Below are 21,693 nucleotides of genomic sequence, written 5' to 3'. Positions count from 1 at the left end.
GAAATGTGACGTCATCCTTGATCCGGGGGCGGCCGAGGCATGCCACGGGGCACATAGCCGTGCGGGTGGGGCATGCGGTGCTGGGCGGGGTGGCCGGGGTGGTCTGGCTCGTGTTGCCGGTGATGACGAGCGTCACTCAAGATCCGGTTCCCGTGGCGGACGGCGGTACGGTCTCCGCGGCCCAGGCGGCGGACGGGGCTTCGGCGACCGACTACGTCCTGCCGCTCGTCGCCGTGGCGGCGGCCGGCGCGCTGGGCGGCTACGGATACGTACGCCGGGTACGGCGGGCCCGCTCGCGCACCACGCCGGGGATCCTCTCCCCCGCCCCGCCGGTTCCGTCGCCCGTCGACGTCGAGCGGCAGGCCCGGGCCTCCCTGGTCCTCGCCGACGACTGCGTCCGCACCAGCCGGGAGGCCCTCGGGTACGTGGAAGGGGCCGCGTCCGCCGTGCGGGCCCTGCGGGCGGCCGAGACCGAGCTGGCGGCCGCGTTCGCGATATGGCGGCGGTACGAGGAGGGGATACCGGAGGACGACACGGGCCGGCGTCAGGCGCTGGTGGGGGTGGTCGGGCGGTGCGCGGAGGCCGGGCGGCAACTGGACGCGGAGGCGGCGGGGTTCGACGCCGCGTGGGACGCGGGGGATGCGCTGGCGGAGGCCGAGGGCCGGTTCCGGCGGCTGGCGGGGCGGACCGGCGGGGTGGCGGCGGCGCTGGCCGGAGCGGGTGAGCGGTACGGGGCGGCCGCGGTCGCCTCCGTCGTCGGATACGTCGAACAGGCCAAGGACCGGCTGGTGTTCGCGACCTCACGGCTCAACCAGGCCCGCCAGGCCGCCGATTCCGGCGACGGCGACGGGTTCCGGCGGGGGGTGCGGGCCGCCGAGGGGGCCGTGGCGCAGGCCGGGGTACTGCTGGGCGGGGTGGAACGGCTGGCGGAAGAGCTGCGGACGGCGGCGGGGCTGCTGCCGGCCGTCCTCACGGGCGCGGAGGCGGAGCTGGTGGGTCTGCGGGGGACGGCGTTGCCGCCGCGGCTGGCGCATGCCGACGCCATGCTGGCCGGCGTACGGGGGGAGGTGACCGGCGGGCCGTACGACCCGTTGGACGCCCTGCGCCGGGTCGTGCGGGCGGTGGAGGGGACGGGGGGCGGGCGGACCGGGGTCGTCGCGGCGGGGGCGGGGCTGGTGACACGCAGTGCGCTGGGGGCGGCGGACGACTTCGTGGGGACCCATCGGGCGGCGGTGGGGGCGGAGGCGCGCGCGTTGCTGGCGGCGGCGGGGCGGGCCGCGCCCGCGGACGCCGACAGGCTGGCGCGGAGGGCACGGGAGTTGGCGGAGCGGGACGTTCGGGCACACGGGAACCCGTTCACCGGGGAGGCCGCCCATGGGAGTGGGGTGGCGGGGGCGGTGCTCGGGGGTGTCCTGCTGGGTGAGGAGGGGGACGGGGGGCCGGTGGTGGCCTTCGGGGGGCCGGAGAGCAGGGGGAGGCTGGGGTAGCGCGTCAGGGGGTGCCGCGGGGGGTCGTCGGGCGGCTGCGGGTGAGTGGGGGTTGATCGCGCAGTTCCCCGCGCCCCTTACGGGGCGCTGTCGCTGGCGCCCCGTAAGGGGCGCGGGGAACTGCGCGACAAGCCCCCACGGCGCCCCGCCGAACCACCGGCCGGAAGGCCCCTCCTCAGAACAGGCTGAGGAGAGCCTCCGCAGGGTCCGTCAGCCCCGTCTCGCCGTCCGGCAGCGGCAGTTCGAACCACACCGTCTTCCCGCGCGGCGTCCGGCGTGAGCCCCACGCCGCGCTCAGGAGGCCGACCAGCTGGAGGCCGCGGCCGCCCTCGTCGGTGTCCCGCGCCCTGCGGCGCCTCGGCTGCACCAGGCCGGAGTCCCAGACCTCGCAGACCAGGGTCCGGTCGAGGAGCAGGCGGAGCCTTATCTCGCCCTCGCCGTACCGCAACGCGTTGGTGACGAGTTCGCTGACCAGGAGTTCCGTCGTGTCGACCAGCGGCTCCAGGTCCCAGGTGAGCAGCTGGCCGCGCGCGTACTCGCGGGCGCGGCCGACGCTGCGGGGCTCGCGCGGGAGCGTCCAGTCGCCGACCGAGTCGGCCGGCAGCCCCTGTACACGTGCCATCAGCAACGCGATGTCGTCCTCGCCGTGGTGCGTGTCGAGGGTGTTGAGGACGTGGTCGCAGACGTCCTCAAGGGGTTGGGAGGGGTCCGTGAGGGCGCCCACGAAGGCCTGGAGGCCCTCGTCCAGGGGGTGGTCGCGGGATTCGACCAGGCCGTCGGTGTACAGCGCCAGCAACGCGCCCTCGGGGAGTTCGACCTCGACCTCCTCGAAGGGCTCGCCGCCGACGCCGAGCGGCATGCCGGGCGGCACGTCGAGCATCAGGGCGGCCTCGCCCGGTTCCACGAGGACGGGAGGCAGATGGCCGGCGTTGGCGAACGTACAGCGCCTGGTGACGGAGTCGTAGACGGCGTACACACACGTGGCGAGGTAGACCTCGGAGAGGTCGGCGTCGCGGGGCTGGCGGGCCGTGCGGGTGGCCTGCTGGACCCCGCCGGGGGTGCCGAGGCCACGGGCGATCTCGTCCAGCGCGGAGAGGACCTCGGCCGGTTCGAGGTCGAGGAGGGCCAGCGTACGGACCGCGGTGCGGAGTTCACCCATCGCGACCGCCGCGCGTAGACCCCGGCCCATCACGTCCCCCACCACCAGCGCCGTGCGGTGGCCGGGGAGCTCTATGACGTCGAACCAGTCGCCGCCGACCTCGGTGGCCGCGTTGCCGGGCAGGTAGCGGCAGGCGATGTCCAGCCCTGAGGCCTCCGGGTCGCCGGGCGGGAGCAGGGACCGCTGCAGTATCAACGCACGTTCGTGCTCGCGCCGGTAGAGGCGGGCGTTGTCGATGCAGACGGCGGCGCGGGCGGCCAGCTCGACGGCGAGGTCGCGGTCGCGGTCGCCGAACGGCTCGCTGCCCTTGGTGCGGGCGAACTGGGCGAGGCCGACGACCGTGTCGTGGGCGACCATGGGCACGGCCAGCGTGGACTGCACGAGTCCGCCCTCCGCCGCCGGCACGTGCTGCGGGCGGGCCGTGCGCAGGGCGTCCGCGCACGGGGAGTTGAAGGGGTAGTGGTGGACCGCGCCGACGGCGACCGGGACGCCGCCGCCCACGAAGGGGGCGTCGGAGACCGCGCTGGCGAAGGCGACCCGGCGCAGCTCGGCGCTGCCGTCGGCGAGTCCGGGCGGGGTCTCGTCGCCGGCCAGCAGACCCTGGTAGAGGTCGACGGTGGCGAGGTCGCAGAAGCCGGGGACGACCACGTCGAGGAGTTCCCGGGCGGTGGTCTCCAGGTCGAGGGAGTTGCCGATGCGGGCGCCGGCCTCGTTGAGGAGGGCGAGGTTGCGCCGGGCCGCGGCGGCCTCGCGGGCGGCGGCGCGGCGGGCGGTGATGTCGAGGCCGAGCCAGGCGATGCCGATGGGGCGGCCGCTGCCGCTGTGCACCCGGTAGAGGTTGATGGACCAGTGCCGGCGCTCCTCGGAGCCCGGTACGAAGCCCGTGACGTGCATGTCCGTGATGGAGTTGCCGGTCTCCAGGACCCGGCGCAGGGTGGCCGCGACCCGCTCGGCCTCGGAGCGCGGCAGGTAGTCGTGGACGCCCTTGCCGCGGTGGTCGTCGGGGCTGCCGCCGAAGATGGAGGAGAACCGTACGTTGGCGCGGCGGATCCGCAGGTCGGTGTCGATCAGCAGGAAGCCGAACGGAGATTGACCGAATATCGACTGCGAGGCGGCGAGGTCGGTCTCGATGCTGCGCAGGGTGCGGACGTCGACCACGATGCACACGGCCGCGTTCTCGCCCTCGGCGGTGCGGGTGGGCATGACGTAGACCTCGGCGATGCCCTCCTCGCCACGCTCGCCGTCCGCCGTGTCGGGCATCCGGAACGGGACCACGCCGGTCCACTCCCGGCCGTCCAGGATCTCGGCCATCTTCCGCTGGCCGCGCTCGCGCAGGTCCGGGTCGACGAACGCCTCTATGGGGTCCATGCCGACGGCGCGCTCGGCGGGGATGCCGAAGATCTGCTCCGCGCGCAGGCTCCACTGGTCGACCAGGCCGCCGGCGCCGATGGAGAACGAGGCGACCTTGATGTAGTCGTAGATCGAGCCGGGAGGGCTGCTCTGCCACATGGCGTCGCCAGGGGCCGCGGCTGTCTCCGCAGTCCCCGCCCTCGCGCCGTCCGACGGGTCCTCGGACTCCGTGGCCTTAGCTGGTATCTCGCTCACGCGAACCGTCCCCTCCAGCTCACCGCGTCCGGCACCGGTCACCGGGTGCGGCTGCCCGCAGTATCCAGCACTACGGTGCCGCCTGACACGGTGTTCACGATCACAGCACGGTCCCGACGATTTCCGGACCGGACCGTGACAACACTTCCAGTCTTCTAACCAGGGAACACGCCGTCGAATCACGCACTCCGGCACGTGTTGATCAGCCACTCTCGCGGGTGGACGACGTAGCACTGCGTGTACACCCCGTTCACATCGTTCACCCTGGTACGGCCAGCTCGAACCAGACCGTCTTGCCGTTGACTCCCGGACGGGTACCCCAGCTGCGCGAGGAGCCCGCGACGAGCTGGAGGCCGCGGCCGCTCTCGTCGTCGGGGCTGGCCGCGCGCTCGTGCGGCAGGTCCGGGAGCGGGTCGGAGACCTCGACACGCAGGATGTCGCGGAGCTCCGGGGGGCGGACGAGGCGTACGCCGATGGGGCCGGTGGCGTGCCGCAGCGCGTTGGTGACCAGCTCGCTGACGAGCAGGGCGGCCAGGTCGGCGAGGCCGTCCAGGCCCCAGCCGCGCAGTTGGTCTCGGACCGCGGTCCGGGCGGTGCGCACGGCGCCCGGTTCCGCGGGAAAGGTCCACTCGGCGGTGTCACCTTCGGTGTCGATCACACCGATCACTTCCCAGTCGCTTCCCCTGGCTGCGAGCCCGGCACTGTCCGGTTTCGTGGGGTTAATGGGCACATACCCGGTTACCTGGGGGCAGTACCGCGAGAGAGGGCGCACTGTGGTGCGAACGGCTTACGCCGGGGGCCGAAGCGCCCAGGAGCTCGGGGGGCGCGGGTGTGGGGCGGGTGCGGCGCCGTCGGGGCTTGGCGCGCAGTTCCTCCCCCAGCCTTCGGCCGGGGGTCCCCCCAGCGCCCCTATTCGTCGGGGCTGCGCCCGGGACTCAAGACGGCGGCCACCTCACGCACCGCCGGCACGTCCTGGTCCAGCCAGTTCACGTCCCAGATCTCGGCCGGGGTCAGCCAGCGCAGCTCGTCGTGGTCCTGGAGGGGCTTGGGGTCCGGGGAGCCGGGGTGGAGGCGGGCGGTCCACACCTGGAGGACGTACGGCTCGCGGAGCGGCCACTCTCCCGGCACCCGGGTCAGCGTCTCCGACTCGACGCCCAACTCCTCGCGCAGTTCGCGCTCCAGGGCGTGCTCGGGGGTCTCGCCGGGCTCGACCTTGCCGCCGGGCAGCTCCCAGCGGCCGGCCAGCTCGGGGGGTGCGCTGCGGCGGGCCGCGAGGAGGCGGCCGGCGCCGAGCAGGGCGGCTCCGACCACCACGATCCGTTCGCTCATGGGCCGGAGCCTACGGGAGGCTCAGTTACGGGTACCGCCGTCCCCGTTGCCGTTGCTGTGGCCGATGCGCTCGACCCAGTAGAGCTGCTTGTGTCCGCGGTCGTCGAGACTGTCGGCGATCTTCTGCGCCTCGGCCCTGGTCGCGTACCGGCCGACGCGGTAGCGATTGCCGCTGTCGTCCTGCCGTATGACGATCCAGGGGAGAGAGACCGTGCCTTCCGTCATCGCGCCCCTCCGCATCTCCCGGCTCCCGCCCATCCCCGCCCCGCTAAGGAAACCGCACTCCGCATATGCCCGAGCGTACGCCTAACCTTTACGCAGCGAATACGCCTTTTCACAAAGAGGTACGCAACCAGCCAGAACGGTGGGGGCGCGCGACTACGAATGCGCCGTTCGCGCGCCTCGTCCTTCGGGTCGCGGGCATGCCGAGCGTACCCGGGTCACCTGGGAGAACGGCTGGATTCCAGCGGAGGGCGCAGGTCCGGACCCAGGTCGTGAAGGCGTCAACCATCGCAAGGGTGTGCGCTACTTCACGAAGAGGTGGTACGCCCGCTACCTCACCGGCAGGTGGTAGGAGGCCCGGTAGCGGTCGGCCGGGATGACGACGTCCGCGGTCTCCACCGGGCGGCCGGAGGCGTAGTACGTCCGCTGGATCACCAGGACGACATGGCCGGGGACCCCGCCCAGCGTGAGCAGTTCCTCGGCCAGGCCGGGGCGGGCGCCGACCTCCTCGGTGACGTTGTCCACGACGACGTCGATGGCCCGCATCCGCTCGACCACGCCCATCCCGCCGAGCGGGCCCTCCTCGGGCAGCATCACGGGGGTGCGGCCGGTGACGGCCAGGGGCTCCCAGGAGGTGGAGAGCATCATCGGCTCGCCCGCGTCCCGGAACAGGTACCGGGTGCACATCACGCGGTCGCCGACGCGGATGCCGAGGCGGTCGGCGATCGCGGCGCCGGCCCCGGTCTGCTCGCTGCTGGACTCCCAGGTGCCGCGCGCCGCCGCGTCCGACTGCTCCTGGCGGAACGGGGTGGCGCCGCCGGCCGGGCGGTACCCGGAGCGGGCCACCGGCCGGGGCACGGGCCGCTCGCGCACATAGGTCCCGGAGCCGGACCGGCCCTCGACCAGCCCTTCGGCCATCAGCACCTTGCGGGCCTCCAGGGCGACCGTGTCCGAGACGCCGTACTCTTCGCGGATGCGGGCCTGGGAGGGCAGCCGGGTGTGGGGCGGCAGCGAACCGTCGACGATCTTCTTGCGGAGATCACCCGCGACACGCAGATACGCCGGCTGCTCACCGAAAGTCACTGGCCGCTCCCATCAGGTTGTACAGACAGCAACAGCGTGGCAACCGTGGGTTGAGCGGTGCAAGCGAAGGCCAGAGAATCACTCGATGTGATGACATGTGACCCGGGGAGGCTTTACGCAGGCACTTTCTCCCCGTTATAGCCGCGATCACACCTCCAGGCCGGAGCCACTTCCTCCGCTGCCGGAGCCGCCGCCCCCGTCGTCGTACGAGGGCGGGGTCGTGGCAAGGCCCAGAGCCTTGCGGGCGGTGACGGTCCGCTTCGGGTCGAGCAGCGCCGAACCCTTGTCGTAATGGGCGTAGTACGTGTCCACGTCCGTGGCCTTCGCGGCCTTCGCCCACTCGGCCTTCGCCTTGTCCAGGTCCGCGATCAGGTCGTTCACCGGCTTCTTTCCGTCCGGGCCCCAGCCGTGCGCGCGCAGCATCGCGGTCTGCTTGCCGAGGGCCGTGGTCACCCGGTCCGCCCACTGCCGGTAGCCGGGCAGGTCGTCCTCGACGTACTCGTCCTCGGGGACACCGGCGAGAGCGGTGTTGAGGACGTGCGCGGCGTCGAGGTAGGCGACCTGGTCGGCGTCGAGCACGCTCTCGTCGTTGCGCAGCGAGCCGGACAGGGTGCGGCCCTCGGTGGTGTTGCCGAAGACGCAGGCGACCTCCCGGTCGCCGTACTCCCAACTGTCCGCGCTGGGCGTGAAGTAGTACACGTCGACGTCGCCGGGGATCGCCCAGCCGTCCATCGCGTAGCCGTCCTCCAGGGCGTAGCAGCGCCGGTCGGCGGAGTCGCCGACGCTGTCGTCGCCGGGGTAGGACGAGCCCTTGAGCTTGTAGGTGGCGAAGACCTCGCCGTCGTGCGCCTTCGCGCAGTCCACGACGTCGACGTCGGAGACCAGGTCGCCGGTGAGCGTGCCGTCGGGGGTGTCGAAGCAGTCGCCGGTGGACAGGGAGAGGCTGGAGCTGTCGTTCGCGCCCTCCTTGACGCCCTCCCAGAACTCCGCCGCCCCGCCGGTGGCCAGCAGCAGCACCCACAGGGCCAGTCCGAGCCCGGAGAACACCGACCCGGTGACCGCCATCGCCTTGCCGCGCTCCCCGCGCCTGCGGATCTGACCCAGCCCGACCAGCCCCAGCACCAGCCCCACCCCCGGCAGACAGCACAGCAGCCCGAGCACGAGGGAGGCGATGGCGAGCCCGTTGACGGGCGGCTGGGGGGCGTAGGGGCCGTAGCCCTGGCCCCAGGGCTGGTACGGCCCCGGGTACGGCGGCTGCTGCCCGTACGGTGCCTGCGGGTACTGCGGATACTGCGGCTGGCCCGACTGGGGCGGTTGGTAGGGCCCTTGTGGCTGGTGGGGGCCGGGGGGCGGAGGTATGGACACCGGTACCGTGCTCCTGAGGGGGCGTCGGGCCGCGTGGAAACGCACGGCTGAACTGACGTACGACTGCGCGCATCGTAAGCGCGCCGTGAACGGGGGCGGAATGAGGGTGGGGAAGGCGGCCGTGCGGCGGGCCGGCGCACGCGCCGGGCCCCTGGCGGACGACCGCCCCTTCGGCTTCCCCGCGCCGCACCGGCACGCCCGGCTCGTCCTCGCGGCGGCCCGGGTCACGGACCCCCTGCCCTGCCCCGAGTACCCCTGGAAGGACGACGAATGAACGACACCGTCGGCGCCGTCAACGCGCTCACCGCACGCTGGGCCAGGCAGACCAGACAGGGCACGGTCTTCTCGGCCGCCGGTGTCTGGCCGCTGCTCGCCTTCCTCGCCGACGGCGCCGCCGGCCCGGCCCGGGACGAACTGAGCCGGGCCGTCGGCATGCAAGCGGACCAGGCTGCCGCCGGTGCGCGGGAGTTACTCACGGGGCTCGACTCGATGCCGGGTGTCGGGTCGGCCCTGGGGCTGTGGACCGACCGGGCGCTGGAGCTGCGCGAGCAGTGGGCGGCGGGGCTGCCCGCCGACGCGCACGGGGTACTCGGCCCCGACCTCGCGGCCTGTCGGGAGGCGCTGGACGCGTGGGCGGCGAAGCGCACCGGGGGGCTGGTCGAGCGGCTGCCGGTCCAGTTGACCGAGGGCGCCCGGATGGTGCTGGCGACCGCGCTGGCCCTGCACACGGACTGGCAGCACCCGTTCCGGGAGACGGTGCTGCGGCCCGGCTCCGGGCCCTGGCAGGGACGGGACCTGGCCGGTCTGCACCGCAGCAGCGTCCGGCCCGACCGGATCGGGGTGACCGCCGGTCCTCACGGGCACGTCACCACGCTGAAGGTCCTCGGCGACAACGGCCTCGACGTGCACCTCGTGCTCGGCGCGGAGGGCATGGCCCCGGGGGAGGTGCTGCACACGGGCATCGGCGTCCTGGAGCGGGCCCTGCCGGTGACGACCGGCGGACAGCTCCCCTACGGGCCCGCCGGGCCGGGTGTGGTCGTGGAGAGGCAGCCGTCGGTCGCCCCGGACCCGATCCGGCTCGACGTGACCACCCCGGGCTTCACGGTCCGCGCCGACCACGACCTCCTGCAGCTGCACGGGCTGTTCGGGCTCTCCACCGCCGCGGACGCCCGTGAGGGGCACTTCCCCGGGATCAGTGCCACGCCGCTCGCCATCGGGGCGGCCGGGCAGTCCGCGGTCGCGGAGTTCGGGCCGCTGGGCTTCCGGGCCGCCGCGGTCACCGCGGTGGTGGCGGCGCCGGGCGGCGGGCCGCCGCGGTATCGGCACGAGTCCACGGTGGTGCGGGCCGCCTTCGACCGGCCGTTCGGCTTTCTCGCGGTGCACCGGGCGAGCCGGCTGGTGCTGGCGGCGGGGTGGGTGACGGAGCCTGCGGCGGTGAGCTGAGCGCTCCGCCGGCGGTGCCGCGATGCGCCGTCGTTCGTCTGCGGGTGCCTGGGAGCCGATCGCGCAGTTCCCCGCGCCCCTGAAGGGGCGCTCGTGCAACCCCCTGCTTTCAAGGGGCGCGGGGAACTGCGCGACAAGCCACGACGGCGCCGCAGACGAACGACGGCGTAGCGCGGCCCATCCAGCGGAGCGCCTAGTCGAAGTCCGTAGCCCGCGTGCGCTTCTCCCAGGCGGCGATGTCCCGTCGTACGACGTCCAGTTGCGTCAGTACGGCGGTCACCGCGTCGTCGCCCAGGGGCAGGTGCAGCGGGGTCTCCTCGGCGTCCAGGGCGGCCAGGATCAGGGCGGCGGCCTTGGCCGGGTCGCCGGGCTGACTGCCGTCGCCGCCCTCGACGCCGGCGCGGGTCTCGGCGACCTTGGCGTAGACGCCGGTGTCGTCGCTGACCCCGGCCCGGCCGGTGTCGAAGAGGGCGGTGCGGAAGGCGCCCGGCTCCACGATCAGCACCTTGATCCCGAACTCCCGCACCTCGTCGGCGAGCCCCTCGGACATGCCCTCCAGCGCGAACTTGGTGCCGCTGTAGGCCGAGAAGCCCGCGAAGGACATCTGGCCGCCCATGCTGCTCATCTGGACGACGGCTCCCGAGCGCTGCCTGCGCAGGTGCGGCAGGACCGCCCGGACCAGCGCGGCCGGGCCGAAGACATGCAGGTCGAACAGGTCGCGCAGTTCGGCGTCGGTGGTCTCCTCGAAGGCGCCGACATGCGTGCGGCCCGCGTTGTTGACGAGCACGTCGATCCGGCCGTGCCGGGCGATCACGTCCCGTACGGCGGGCTCGATCGCCGCCGTGTCCGTGACGTCCAGGCGGACCGGGTCCACCCGGCCCGGGTGGGCGGCGGCAAGCTCCGCCAGTGCCTCGGGGTGCCGGGCCGCCCCGACGACCGTGTCGCCCGCGGCGAGCGCGGCCTCGGTGAGCGCCCGGCCGAAGCCGCTGCTCGCGCCGGTGATGAGCCAGATCCTGGTCATGTCCCGTCTCCCTGCTGCTCTCCGCTGTCGGTACAGCCGACCACCCTCACCCGTAAGGGAGTTCACGTCCAACGGGTTTCCGGGGCGGGTTCACCTCACCGGCGTACGCAGGGCACAGCGGCGACCGTACGGTGAACGGAAGTCGCGCATGCGCAGTTCGGTGGCGTAGCGGTCGGCGAGGGCGTTCTCGAGTGGCCGAGCAGGCGGTTGACGGCTTCGGCAAGCCGGCCGGTCTCGGTGCCGAAGTCGGTCTCCGGCACCCGTTCCAGGGAGCGGGCCCCGCCGTACCCGATGGTGCCCGCGGGGACCCCGAACCCACAGGCCGGCCACCCGGTCCTCGACGCTCTCCCCGGCGGTCAGGAAGAGCACGGGGAGGTCCGGCCGGCAGGCCCGGAGCCGCCGTAGCACCTCCAGGCCCTCCAGGTCGGGCAGCCCGCGGTCCAGGACCACCGCGTCGGGCCGGAAGCCGCGAGCCGCCCGCATCGCGGTCGTGCCGTCCGGCGCCGGCTCGGTCCGCCAGCCCTCGGCCCGCAGTACCGTCACCAGCAGGTCGGTCAGGTCCTTCCCGTCGTCCACGACCAGGATCCGTGGGGTACCGGTGGACGAGTTCATGGCCGGTGACCGTCCACCTCCGGGCCGTGAGACGCGTGGGTGCGGACTGTGAAAGAGCTGTCGGGTCCTGTCGCTCAGGCGCCGTGCGTGAACCGCAGCCTGATCGTGCGGGCTTCGGGGCGCAGTGCGAACTCGGGCCACACGTCCGGCCCGCAGGCGCGGGAGCCGAGGCCGTGCTGGGCCGCGTCGATGATGAGGTGGCTGGTGGTGGACTCCGGGAGTTCGAAGGGGTGGGCGGCCCGGGCGAGTTGCTGCGGGGTGTGGCGGGCGAGGGTGAAGCCGGGGCGCCGGCCTCGGGTGTCGGGGAGCGCCTCGATGCGCAGCGCCTCGGTGTCGCCGCTGGTCAGCGTGAGCCGGCGCAGCCGGGAGCGGTGGCCGGTCTCCTGGGGGCGCGCGTAGTCCACCGAGAGGTCCCGGACGGTGGCCGAGAAGCGGCCGGTGCGGGCCGCGCGGAGGCTGTCGGGGTAGGACTCCAGCGGGCCCAGGCCGAACCACTCGGCGCCGTCCACGGGGGCCGCCCCGTCGGGCAGTTCGAAGCGGACCCCGATCCGCGGCCACACCGTCGCCCAGCCGCGCGCGGGCTCGATCTCCACGCGCAGTTCCAGCTCGCCGTCCTCGACCGACCAGACCGACTCCACCATCACGGAGAGCACGGAGTCCGCGGCGGAGACCCGGTCGACGGTGCGCAGGGCGTCCGTGGCGTGTTCCACGCTGATCCGCCGGGTGGTGAGGCGGTCGAGTCCGTCCCGGCGCCACAGTTCGGCGCTGGACACCCCGGAGGCACTGGCGTCGCTGCCCTCCAGCCGGTCGGCCGTCCCCTCGTCGTTGTCGGTCGGGGCGCGGAACAGCTCCAGCCGCGGCCCGGTCACGGCCCGTCCGGCGAGCCGGGTGAGGGATCCGCCGGTGAACTCGGCGATGCCGAGCGTGCGTGTCCCCTCGCCCGGCCGCCAGCCGGACCGGGGCCGGACGGCGGGCACCGGCCGCCGCGGCGAGCAGTCCAGCTGGGCGGTGGCGACCTCGTGGCCCGCGGGGGCCCAGGCCGTCTCCGTCGCCAGCACCGCCTCGACGCTCAGCCAGGTCTCGGCGTCGGCGGCCACCGCGATCTCGGGCAGCGGCACCCGTCCGGACTCGCCCGCCGCGAGGAGGGGCGTCTCCAGCTCCCCTGCCTCGACGGGGATGCCGTCGACTTCCGCGCGCCAGCGGAACCGCAGGTCGGAGGTGTCGGCCGAGTGCCGCAGGTTGGTGATGGCGAGCTTGTCGCCGTCGAAGGCGAACCGGATCGGCTGGACGACCGCCTTGAACTCGTGGAGGCCGGGCGTCGGCACGTCGTCGCTGAGCACCATGCCGTCCATCACGAAGTTGCCGTCGTGCACGACCTCCCCGAAGTCGCCGCCGTAGGCGTAGTACGGCGTGCCGTCGGGGGCGGTGGCCAGGATGCCGTGGTCGCGCCACTCCCAGACGAAGCCGCCGTGCAGCCGCGGGTGACGGTGGACCAGTTCCTCGTACTGGTCGAGGGCGCCCGGCCCGTTGCCCATCGCGTGGGCGTACTCGCAGAGCAGGAACGGCTTGGTGCGCTGCCGGGCGCCCTGGGCGGGGGTGCAGCCGAGCAGCGGGGCGGTGGAGCCGTCGGTGCCGATCTGCTCGGTCTCCGGCACGGTCGCGTACATGCGGGAGTAGACGTCGGTGTAGTCGCCCGTGTAGTCGCCCTCGTAGTGCACGGGACGCTCGGGGTCGCGGGCGTGCACCCAGGCGGACATGGCGGCGAGGTTGGCTCCGGTGCCGGCCTCGTTGCCGAGCGACCAGATCACGACGCCGGGGTGGTTCTTGTCCCGCTCGACGGTGCGCTCGATGCGGTCCAGGCAGGCCGCGCGCCAGGCCGGGTCGTCGGTCGGGTTGCCGGCCCAGCCGGCCTTTTCGAAGCCGTGGGTCTCCAGGTCGCACTCGAGGACGACCCAGAAGCCGAGTTCGTCGGCGAGGTCGAGCAGCCGGGGGTGCGGCGGGTAGTGGCTGGTGCGGATGGCGTTCACGTTGAACCGCTTCATCCGGGCCAGGTCCGCGCGGGCGTGCGCCTCGTCGAAGACCCGGCCGCGCTCGGGGTGGGCCTCGTGCCGGTTCATGCCGTGGAAGACGACCTTGCGGCCGTTGACCAGGAACTGGTCGCCGCGGATCTCGACCGTGCGGAAGCCGACCCGCAGGGTGATGCTCTCGGCGGCCGAGGAGACGGTCGCCTCGTACAGCCGGGGCCGCTCGGCCGACCACGGCTGCACCTCCGGGAGGTCGACGGGCGCCACGTCGGCCGCCGTCTCCCAGACCCGCTCCACGCCCAGTTCGGGGATGCGCAGGGTGACCGGGAAGGCCGCCGGGTCGGCGGTGACCTCCGTCTCGACGCGCCCGCGCCCGTTGTCGTACCCGGTGCGCAGCCAGACGTCCTCGATGCCCCCGGCCGGGCGGGCGAGCAGGGTGACGTCCCGGAAGATGCCCGGCAGCCACCACTGGTCCTGGTCCTCCAGGTAGCTGGCCGCCGACCACTGGTGCACGCGGACGGCGACGACGTTGTCACCGGGGCGCACCGCGGAGGTCACGTCGAACTCGTGGGCCAGCCGGCTGCTGCTCGCGCTGCCGATCTCGACGCCGTTCACCCACACCTTGAACAGCGACTCGACGCCGTCGAAGCGCAGCAGGACCCGCTCGGCGTCCGGCCAGCCGGCGGGCAGGTCGAAGTGGCGGCGGTAGTCGCCGGTGGGGTTCTCGTCGGGGACGTGCGGCGGGTCGATCGGGAACGGGAACTGGATGTTCGTGTAGGCCGGCCGGCCGTGGGCGCCGTCGCCCTCCAGCACCCAGTGCGCGGGCACCGGGATGCTGTCCCAGCCCTGGTCGTCGAAGTCCTCGGCCGTGAACTCCTCGGGCACGGCCGCCGTGGGCGAGAGCCGGAAGCTCCACGGGCCGTTCAGGGAGAGGGCGGGGGCGTCGGAGTGCAGCCAGGAGCGGGCCGGGCGCAGGGCGCCGTGCCAGGGGGCGGGGTCCGAAAGGTACGCGGTGAGCTCGGAGGGCAAGACGTCACAACCTTCTTCTTCATGGGGGGTGTTGTCGGCTAACGGAGGACGACCGTGCGGATCTCCCAGGGGCCGAGGACGAGGTCGAGGCCGTCCCGGACCGGTTCGGGGGCGATCGGCCGGCCGAGCAGGTCGACGGTGGTCGCCTCGGTGAAGGCGCCGGTCACGCGCACGGCCGTCGCGGAGTCCCGCATCGCGGCCAGCCGGACCTCGGTACCGGGCCCGTGCTCGGGGTCGGTGATCCGGCGGATGCTCGACACGTGCACGTCCCGGCCGTCGACCTGCAGGCCGGCCGCGTCCGGGGGCAGCGGGCCGCCGCCGGGCGCGGTGCCGCGGGTGACGAGGGCGTCGCTCCGGAACTCCTCGGCGAGGGCGACCGCGTTGGCGCCCTGCCGGCCGGCCGCCCAGGGCAGCACGGCGAACCGGTTCTCGATGCGCATGCCGAGGTCCTGGGCGCCCGGCGCGGGGATCTCGCTCGCGGCGGGTTCGTCGCGCAGGGGGTGGATGTTGACGCTGATGGAGCCGATGGCGCGCAGCAGGGTGAGGGCGAGGACGGAACCGTCGTCGACGAGTTCGTACTCGGCCGAGTGGTCGAGCAGGACGGTGGCCGGGCCCGCCGACACAAAGGTGCTCGCGGGGAAGGTCGGGAGGGGGTACTCGCCCCAGCCGCCCTCGGCGGTCAGGCCGCGCTCGGTGACGGCGAACTGCCCGGCCGACGCGGAGCCGGTGACGGGCAGGGGCAGCGGGACGTGCAGGCGCAGCCGGTGGTCGGCGGACCGGTTCAGGAACGACGTGGAGATACGGACGAAAGGCTCGCCCGCGCGGACTTCCACCAGCATGTCCACGGGGGTCGGGACGGTACGGCCGCCGCGCCGGTCCCGGTCGCCGTCGGCGAGCGCCTCCGGCCACTCGTAGCCGCGGGTGACGCGCAACCGGGCCCGCAGCGGGCCGCTTTCGAGGAGTTCGACACCGACCCGGACCGGCTCGGAGACGAGTACGTCGTGGGCCGGAGGGGCGTAGTTGTAGCTGTCGCCGCGGTCGCCGCCGTCCACCAGGCGGCCGACGCCCGACAGGACGGTGCCGTCGACGCCGGTCACGTCCAGGGTGCCGTCGGCGGCCACGGCGACCTCGACCAGGCCGTTGGAGAGGGTGTCCGCCGTCGCGGTCGCGGGCCGCGGCACGGGGGCTGCGGGCAGGTCGCCCGCCCCGACCCGGAAGGCGGCCAGTCCGGCGGCGGGGACGGGTACGGCCACCAGCGCGGTGGCCCGGGCCTGGGCGAGGGTCCGTACCCGCCACTCCCCCGGGTGCGCGACGGCCGCGGCGGCGACCTCGCCGCGCAGGGTCATCAGGTCGAAGGGGCCTTCCGGGACCTCGGCGAGGTGGAAGACGAGGGAGTTCGGGGTGAGTTCGTAGCCGTTGATGAGCAGGCCAAACAGCTCGCGGCGGTGGATGCGGCGCAGCACGCGTTCCAGCCGGGAGGCGTCGAGCCGCTCGTCGCTGAGGACGGTGGGGGCCTGGGAGACCAGCTGTACGGGGTGCGCCGTGCCGTCGGCGGTGGTCGCGACCAGGGTGCTTCCCTCCGGGGCGGCCACGACGTCCACCTCGACCAGTGCGGTACGCGGCGACGGCAGCGGGTTGGCGACCAGGTGGGCGTCGCCGGGCACCCCGGCGGCGGGCTCGGCGAGGGCCGCGTCCCGGACCGCGCGGGCGGCCTGCGCGGCCTCGGCGAGCCGGGCCGCGACCTGGTCGCAGGTCTCGTCGGTGCCGGAGCCGACCACGGAGTCGTGCGCGGTCGACTCGATGATCTTGTGCCAGGCGAGGGCGAGGAAGGCGGAGTCGTCGCGGCCGGACCACAGGGCGTTCATCCGCTCGGCGTGGTCGACCGTCCGCTCGGCGGCGGCCATCCGCTGCTTGAGCCCGAGCCGGACCGACAGCACACCCGGGAGGATGTTGCCCCGTACGTGGCTGCGCAGCTCACCGGTGACGACGGCGGTCACCTCGTCCCGTACGTGCTTGCGGATGTACTCGTCGAGCGTGGCCACGGTGATCGGCCGTTCCTCGGCGGAGGCCTTCCGCAGCCACTCCGCGAGCCGCGGGTCGGGCGCGTTGTGGTCGGTGCCGGCCATGGCGAGGACCGGGTCGCCGCCCCACCGACCGGCCGTCATCTCGGCGTACTCGCCGAGCGCGCGGCGGATCCGGTCCGGTACCAGCAGGACGTCGAGGCCGTTGTCGTACCCGTCGAAGAGGAACTCGGTGCGCACCTCGGAGCCGTCGGGCGCCCGCCAGCGGAAGGCGTGCCCGTCGACCGTGCCGGGCACCCCGCGCCACAGCGCCGCGTGCTCGATACCGGCGCGGGCCAGGATCTGCGGCATCTGCGCGACGTGGCCGAACATGTCCGGCAGATAGCCGATCGGCATCGCACCGCCGAGCCGCTCGGCGGCCGCCCACCCCATCTGGAGGTTGCGGACGATGGTCTCGCCGGAGCAGAGGAACTCGTCGAGCAGGATCAGCCACGGCCCGACGGCCAGCCGGCCCTCGCGGACCAGGGCGGCGACCCGGTCGCGGTTCTCGGGCCGCATCTCCAGGTAGTCCTCGACGGCGGCCATCTGCCCGTCGACGGTGAACCGGAAGTCCGGGTCGGCCTCGGCCGTCTCCAGCACGGTGTCCAGGGCGGTGACGAGCCGGTGCCGGAACACCTGGAACGGCTCGTACCACTCCCGGTCCCAGTGGAAGTGGGGCACGAAGACAGCCGGGTTGGGCATGGCGGGGAACACCTTCTGTGCGTGGGGGCTCACTTGAGCGAGCCGGCGGCGAGGCCGGTGCGCCAGAACCGCTGGAGGAGGATGAAGACGACGATCACCGGCAGGATCGACACCAGCGAGCCGGTGATGATGGACTCCTGGAGCAGCGGGGAGCGGGCGGTCTGGCCGTTCCACTCGTACAGGCCGAGGGTGATCGGGAAGAGGGACTCCTTCTGGAGCATCACCATCGGCAGGAAGAAGTTGTTCCAGATGGCCACGAACTGGAACAGGAAGATGGTCACCAGGGCCGGGGTCATCAGCCGGAACGCCACCGAGAAGAACGTGCGGAACTCGCCGGCGCCGTCCAGCCGGGCCGACTCGATCAGCTCCTGCGGCACGGAGGCGCCTGCGAAGATCCGCGCGAGGTAGACGCCGAACGGGCTGACGATGCTGGGCAGGAACACCGCGAGGTAGGTGTTGACGAGACCGGTCGCCGAGAACAGCAGGAACAGCGGCAGGGCGAGCGCGGTGGTGGGCACCAGGACGCCGCCGAGGATGACGGAGAACAGGAACTCCCGGCCGCGGAAGGTGAACTTGGCGAGGGCGTAGCCGCACAGCGCGGAGATCAGGGTGCCCACGGCCGCGCCCAGCACCGCGTAGAGGACGGTGTTGAGGGCCCAGCGGCCGAAGATCCCGTCGCTGCGGGTGAACAGGGTGTGCAGGTTGTCGAACAGGTTGAAGTGCGAGAACGCCAGCCCGTTGGTGGCGGCGAGGTCGCCCTGTGGCTTGGTGGCCGCGACGACCAGGAAGTACACCGGCAGCAGGAAGTAGACGGCCAGCAGCAGCATCAGCCCCATGGCGGCCGTACGGCTGACCCGGCTTTCGCGGTCGATGGTCGAGTTGCTCACAGTCCGGCCTTCTTCGAGGTCAGTCGCATGAACCCGAAGCTCAAGACGAAGGTGATGACGGCGATGACCACGGAGATGGCCGCGGCCTGCTGGTAGTTGTTCCCGGAGGCCACCGTGTAGGCGAGCATGTTCGGCGTGAACGTGCTGGAGATGTTCGAGGAGATCTGCCGCAGCACGGCCGGCTCGGCGTACAGCTGGAGCGTGCCGATGATCGAGAAGACGGTGGTCAGGACGATCGACGGGGCGATGATGGGCACCTTGACCCGCCAGGCGATGGTCCAGTCGGAGGCGCCGTCGAGCTTCGCGGCCTCGTAGAGCTCCTGCGGGATCGACTGCAGCGCCGAGAACATGATCAGCATGTTGTAGCCGGTCCACAGCCAGGTGGAGACGTTCGCGGCCGACCAGAGCACGGCGCCCGGGCCGAGGAAGTCGGGGTGCAGCCCGATGCCGTTCAGCAGGTCGACGACCGGGCTGAGCTGGGGCGAGTAGAGGTACGACCACATGATCGCGGCGATCACGCCGGGCACCGCGTACGGCATGAACGCGACGATGCGGAAGAACCCCTTGGCCCGCAGCAGGGGCGTGTCGAGGAGCAGCGCGATGATCAGGGCCACGAACAGCATGACCGGCACCTGCACGACGCCGAACAGCCCGATGCGGCCGATGCTGGACCAGAACTCGGTGTTCTGGAGCACCTGCCCGTACTGCTCGAAGCCGCCGAAGGTCGTGTACGAGGTCCCGTACTGGCCGCCGGAGCGGCGCACGACGCGGAAGCTCTGCCACAGGGCGTAGCCGACCGGCACCAGGTAGAACAGCAGGAACGGCAGGAAGAACGGGGTCACGAAGGCGGCGACGGTGCCCGCCCGGGGGCCGCCGCCGTTCGGGTGACGGCGGCTCCCGGACGTGGTCCGCCCCGCGGCCGGACGGGTTGCGAGGTCGGTCATACCGCGGTCACTTGCCCGCCGTCGCCGGGATCGCCTGGTCCTTCATCGACTTCAGCGCGGCCGCCTGGGCGGTCGCGAGCGCGTCGTCGAGGGTGCCGCTGCCGGCCGCGGCCTTGGCCATCGCGTCCTGGAGGGCCAGGTTCACGGTCTTCTGCGTGGGGCCCCAGGCGAAGCTGGTGTCGATCTTCTTGGAGGCGTCGGCGAAGACGTCGAAGATCTTCTCGTTGCCGTAGTACGGCACGCCCTGCTTCAGCGCCGGCAGGTCCAGTCCTGCGGTGGCGGCCGGGTAGAGGCCGCCCAGCTTGTTCTCCATGGCCAGGGCGTCCGGGTCGGTGTTCAGCCAGGTGTTGAACTCCACCGACTCGTAGAGGTGCTTGCCGCCCTTCATGAACGCGACGGTCGAGCCGCCCCAGTCGCCGGAGGAGCCGTTCGCGCCCCACGTCGGCATCGGGACGATCGTCCACTTCCCGGCCTGCTTGGGGAGGTTGTCGCGGAACATGCTGTAGCCCCAGGCGGCACCGACGTAGGTGGCGAGCTGGTCCTTCTGGTACGCCGCGTACATCTGCGTCGAGCCGTGGGCGAGGTCGGTGCGCACGACCTTCTCGGAGATCAGCTTCTGCCAGTAGTCCGCGACCTGCTTGCTCTGCGCCGAGTCGACGGAGACCTGCCACTTGTCGCCGGAGTAGCCGTACATCTTGGCGTCGTTCTGCCAGAGGAGCCCGTTGAACCACTCGGCGTTGTTCGGGTCGAAGAACGTGATGTCGAGGTTCGGGTCCGCCTTGTGCAGCTTCTCGGCGGCCGTCTGGTACTCGTCCCAGGTGGCGGGGATGGCAACGTTGTACTTCTTGAAGAGGTCGCTGCGGACGTAGAGCGCCATCGGGCCGGTGTCCTGCGGGATCGCGAAGACGCCGGTGTCACCGAAGCTGGTCTGCGACCAGGTCCACGGCACGAACTTCGACTTGGCCGCGGTGGCCGCCTTGCAGGCGGAGGCGTCCACGAAGGCGCTCTGGGTGCGCAGGTTGGGCAGTTCGTCGTAGCCGACCTGGGCCAGGTCCGGGGCCTTGTCCGCCTTGAGGGCGTTGCCGAGGGTGCCGTACTGGTCGTTGGAGATGTTCTTCGTCTCGACCTGGATGTTCGGATGCTGCTTGTTCCACAGGGCGACGACCTTGTCCATGCCCGGAACGGTGTTCCAGTACTGGAGGGTGACCTTGCCCTTCGCGGGCTCGCAGGAGGATGCGGAGGCCTTGTCCGACGAACCGGACGAGGAGCACCCGGCGAGTACGACGATGCCCGCGGTCGCGGCTGCTGTGGCGAGGCGGGTGCGCGTGGCTGTGCTTCTCATGTCTTCCGTTCCAGAGAACGCCTGGCGACGGGGCCCAGGCGGGTCGACGTTGACACCTGGAGGCGGATGCCTTCTGGTTGGAATTGGGTTCCGTGAGCGGTACCGTGAGCGCTCACGGGAGCGGTAACGGGAGTGATTGGGAGTGTGGGCTTCCGAACGCCGGAGTGTCAAGGTTTCTACGCATCGGGGCATACTCGGTGTCCCTGCGACGCTGGCGCGTCGGCAATTACGCGGAGGTGAGTGATGGCGTCGTCGGGGACCGGACCCCGTAGGGTCACGATCGACGATGTGGCCCTGGCCGCGGGCGTGTCCCGGCAGACCGTGTCGCGGGCGCTCAACGACAAGGGCGAGATCGGCGTCTCCACCAAACAGCGCGTTCTCGACACCGCGCAGGCGCTCGGCTACCGCCCGAGCCGGTTCGCCCGGGGGCTCGTCCGGCAGGACACCATAAGTGTCGGCCTCGTGATCCCCGACCTGCTCAACCCGTTCTTCACCGAGGTCGCCGCGGCCGCGCTGGAGGCGGCCCGGGACCGTGGCTGGCACGTCGTCGTGTACGACACCGGCGACCGGACCGAGGAGGAGCGGGGCACGCTGGAGGTGATCGCCTCCCAGGTCGACGCCGTCGTGGGCTATCTCAGCCTGCCCGAGGACGAGATCGACAAGCTGACCCGTGGACTCCCCGTGGTGCTCATCGACCGCGAGCACCGCACCCAGCGGTTCAGCTCGATCCGGATCGACGGCGAGAGCGGCGTCCACGCGGCGATCAGGCATCTGACCGACGCGGGACACCGGCACATCGGCATGCTCGACCACGCCGAACGGTCCGAACCGAGCATCCGGCACCGGTGGTTCGACGCCGCGATGTCCGCGTGCGGACTGGACGCGAGCTCCGTGGCCCGCGCCGACCAGAGCGTCGAGGGCGGGGAGAGCGCGCTCCAGGAACTCCTCGCCGGGTACCCGGACCTGACCGCCGTGTTCACGTTCAACGACATCATCGCCATAGGGGCGCTGCGCGCCGCGCGCCGGCTCGGCCGGCAGGTCCCCCGGGACCTCGCCCTGGTCGGGTTCGACGGCCTGCGGCTCGGCACGCTGGTCGAGCCGCAGTTGACCACCGTGGCTCTGGACACCCGCCGGCTCGGCGCGCTCACCGTCGAACAGGCGGCCCGGCTGCTGACCGGCAGCGACCCACTGCCCGCCGACCAGCTGACGGTGGGGGCGGTGCTGCGGGTGCGCGAGTCGGCGTAGGGGGGTGGGGGGTCGGGCTCAGGGCCCGACGGAGCCGGAGCCGGAGCCGGAGCCGGAGCCGGAGCCGGAGCCGGAGCCGGAGCACCACGTGCGCTCGTCGTTCTCTCGACCGCGTGTCAGGCGTCCGCCCGCTC

At 72.7% G+C, this 21,693-nt stretch carries 17 protein-coding genes; 4 read left to right on the top strand and 13 right to left on the bottom strand.

Features of this window, described 5'->3' with window-relative positions; genetic code table 11:
* Positions 1-5: 5 nt before the first annotated feature.
* On the top strand, positions 6-1,487 hold the full coding sequence (locus ACFY0P_RS03710; RefSeq protein WP_388906904.1) for a hypothetical protein: 1,482 nt from the start codon (positions 6-8) through the stop codon (positions 1,485-1,487).
* Positions 1,488-1,662: 175 nt separating this feature from the next.
* On the opposite strand, the gene ACFY0P_RS03705 is transcribed toward ACFY0P_RS03710, so the two are convergent.
* The 6 genes from ACFY0P_RS03705 to ACFY0P_RS03680 form a co-directional block, all read right to left on the bottom strand.
* The gene (locus ACFY0P_RS03705) at positions 1,663-4,251 is read right to left on the bottom strand and encodes a SpoIIE family protein phosphatase (protein ID WP_388906902.1); all 2,589 of its coding nucleotides are present in this window, start codon (positions 4,249-4,251) and stop codon (positions 1,663-1,665) included.
* Between the two features lie 259 nt (positions 4,252-4,510).
* Positions 4,511-4,981, bottom strand: a complete 471-nt coding sequence (locus ACFY0P_RS03700) for an ATP-binding protein (RefSeq protein ID WP_388906900.1) — start codon at positions 4,979-4,981, stop codon at positions 4,511-4,513.
* Positions 4,982-5,160: 179 nt separating this feature from the next.
* A complete protein-coding gene (locus ACFY0P_RS03695; RefSeq protein ID WP_388906898.1) occupies positions 5,161-5,580 on the bottom strand; it encodes a (deoxy)nucleoside triphosphate pyrophosphohydrolase in 420 nt (139 codons plus the stop codon).
* A 21-nt stretch (positions 5,581-5,601) separates the two neighbouring features.
* Positions 5,602-5,805 (bottom strand): SPOR domain-containing protein, encoded by a 204-nt coding sequence (locus ACFY0P_RS03690; protein ID WP_388906896.1) that lies wholly within the window; start codon positions 5,803-5,805, stop codon positions 5,602-5,604.
* A 327-nt stretch (positions 5,806-6,132) separates the two neighbouring features.
* Positions 6,133-6,885, bottom strand: a complete 753-nt coding sequence (locus ACFY0P_RS03685) for a GntR family transcriptional regulator (protein ID WP_388906894.1) — start codon at positions 6,883-6,885, stop codon at positions 6,133-6,135.
* Positions 6,886-7,032: 147 nt separating this feature from the next.
* Positions 7,033-8,250 (bottom strand): DUF4190 domain-containing protein, encoded by a 1,218-nt coding sequence (locus ACFY0P_RS03680; protein WP_388906892.1) that lies wholly within the window; start codon positions 8,248-8,250, stop codon positions 7,033-7,035.
* A gap of 100 nt (positions 8,251-8,350) precedes the next feature.
* Between ACFY0P_RS03680 and ACFY0P_RS03675 the strand changes: the two genes are divergently transcribed.
* Positions 8,351-8,524, top strand: a complete 174-nt coding sequence (locus ACFY0P_RS03675; protein WP_388906890.1) for a hypothetical protein — start codon at positions 8,351-8,353, stop codon at positions 8,522-8,524.
* Positions 8,521-9,693, top strand: coding sequence for a serpin family protein (locus ACFY0P_RS03670; RefSeq protein ID WP_388906887.1), 1,173 nt, complete (start codon positions 8,521-8,523; stop codon positions 9,691-9,693). Before ACFY0P_RS03675 ends, ACFY0P_RS03670 begins: the two co-directional genes overlap by 4 nt.
* A 193-nt stretch (positions 9,694-9,886) precedes the next feature.
* On the opposite strand, the gene ACFY0P_RS03665 is transcribed toward ACFY0P_RS03670, so the two are convergent.
* From ACFY0P_RS03665 to ACFY0P_RS03635, 7 genes are all read right to left on the bottom strand, one after another.
* A complete protein-coding gene (locus ACFY0P_RS03665; protein ID WP_388906885.1) occupies positions 9,887-10,714 on the bottom strand; it encodes an oxidoreductase in 828 nt (275 codons plus the stop codon).
* 90 nt (positions 10,715-10,804) lie between these two features.
* On the bottom strand, positions 10,805-11,326 hold the full coding sequence (locus ACFY0P_RS03660) for a response regulator (RefSeq protein ID WP_388906882.1): 522 nt from the start codon (positions 11,324-11,326) through the stop codon (positions 10,805-10,807).
* 74 nt (positions 11,327-11,400) lie between these two features.
* Complete coding sequence (locus tag ACFY0P_RS03655; RefSeq protein WP_388906880.1) at positions 11,401-14,379, bottom strand: glycoside hydrolase family 2 TIM barrel-domain containing protein; 2,979 nt, start codon at positions 14,377-14,379, stop codon at positions 11,401-11,403.
* Between the two features lie 38 nt (positions 14,380-14,417).
* Positions 14,418-17,141, bottom strand: a complete 2,724-nt coding sequence (locus ACFY0P_RS03650; protein WP_388906878.1) for an alpha-mannosidase — start codon at positions 17,139-17,141, stop codon at positions 14,418-14,420.
* A gap of 29 nt (positions 17,142-17,170) precedes the next feature.
* Entirely contained in the window at positions 17,171-17,977 is an 807-nt protein-coding gene (locus ACFY0P_RS03645) for a carbohydrate ABC transporter permease (protein ID WP_388907305.1), read from the bottom strand.
* A 47-nt stretch (positions 17,978-18,024) separates the two neighbouring features.
* The gene (locus tag ACFY0P_RS03640) at positions 18,025-18,972 is read right to left on the bottom strand and encodes a carbohydrate ABC transporter permease (protein WP_388906875.1); all 948 of its coding nucleotides are present in this window, start codon (positions 18,970-18,972) and stop codon (positions 18,025-18,027) included.
* 7 nt (positions 18,973-18,979) lie between these two features.
* Complete coding sequence (locus tag ACFY0P_RS03635) at positions 18,980-20,314, bottom strand: ABC transporter substrate-binding protein (RefSeq protein ID WP_388906873.1); 1,335 nt, start codon at positions 20,312-20,314, stop codon at positions 18,980-18,982.
* Positions 20,315-20,557: 243 nt separating this feature from the next.
* On the opposite strand from ACFY0P_RS03635, the gene ACFY0P_RS03630 reads away from it, so the two are divergent.
* Complete coding sequence (locus ACFY0P_RS03630) at positions 20,558-21,559, top strand: LacI family DNA-binding transcriptional regulator (protein WP_388906871.1); 1,002 nt, start codon at positions 20,558-20,560, stop codon at positions 21,557-21,559.
* Positions 21,560-21,693: the final 134 nt, after the last annotated feature.

Source organism: Streptomyces sp. NPDC001714 (genome assembly GCF_042892755.1).
Taxonomy (GTDB): Bacteria; Actinomycetota; Actinomycetes; order Streptomycetales; family Streptomycetaceae; genus Streptomyces.
This window is presented reverse-complemented; position numbering and strand designations above follow the sequence as displayed.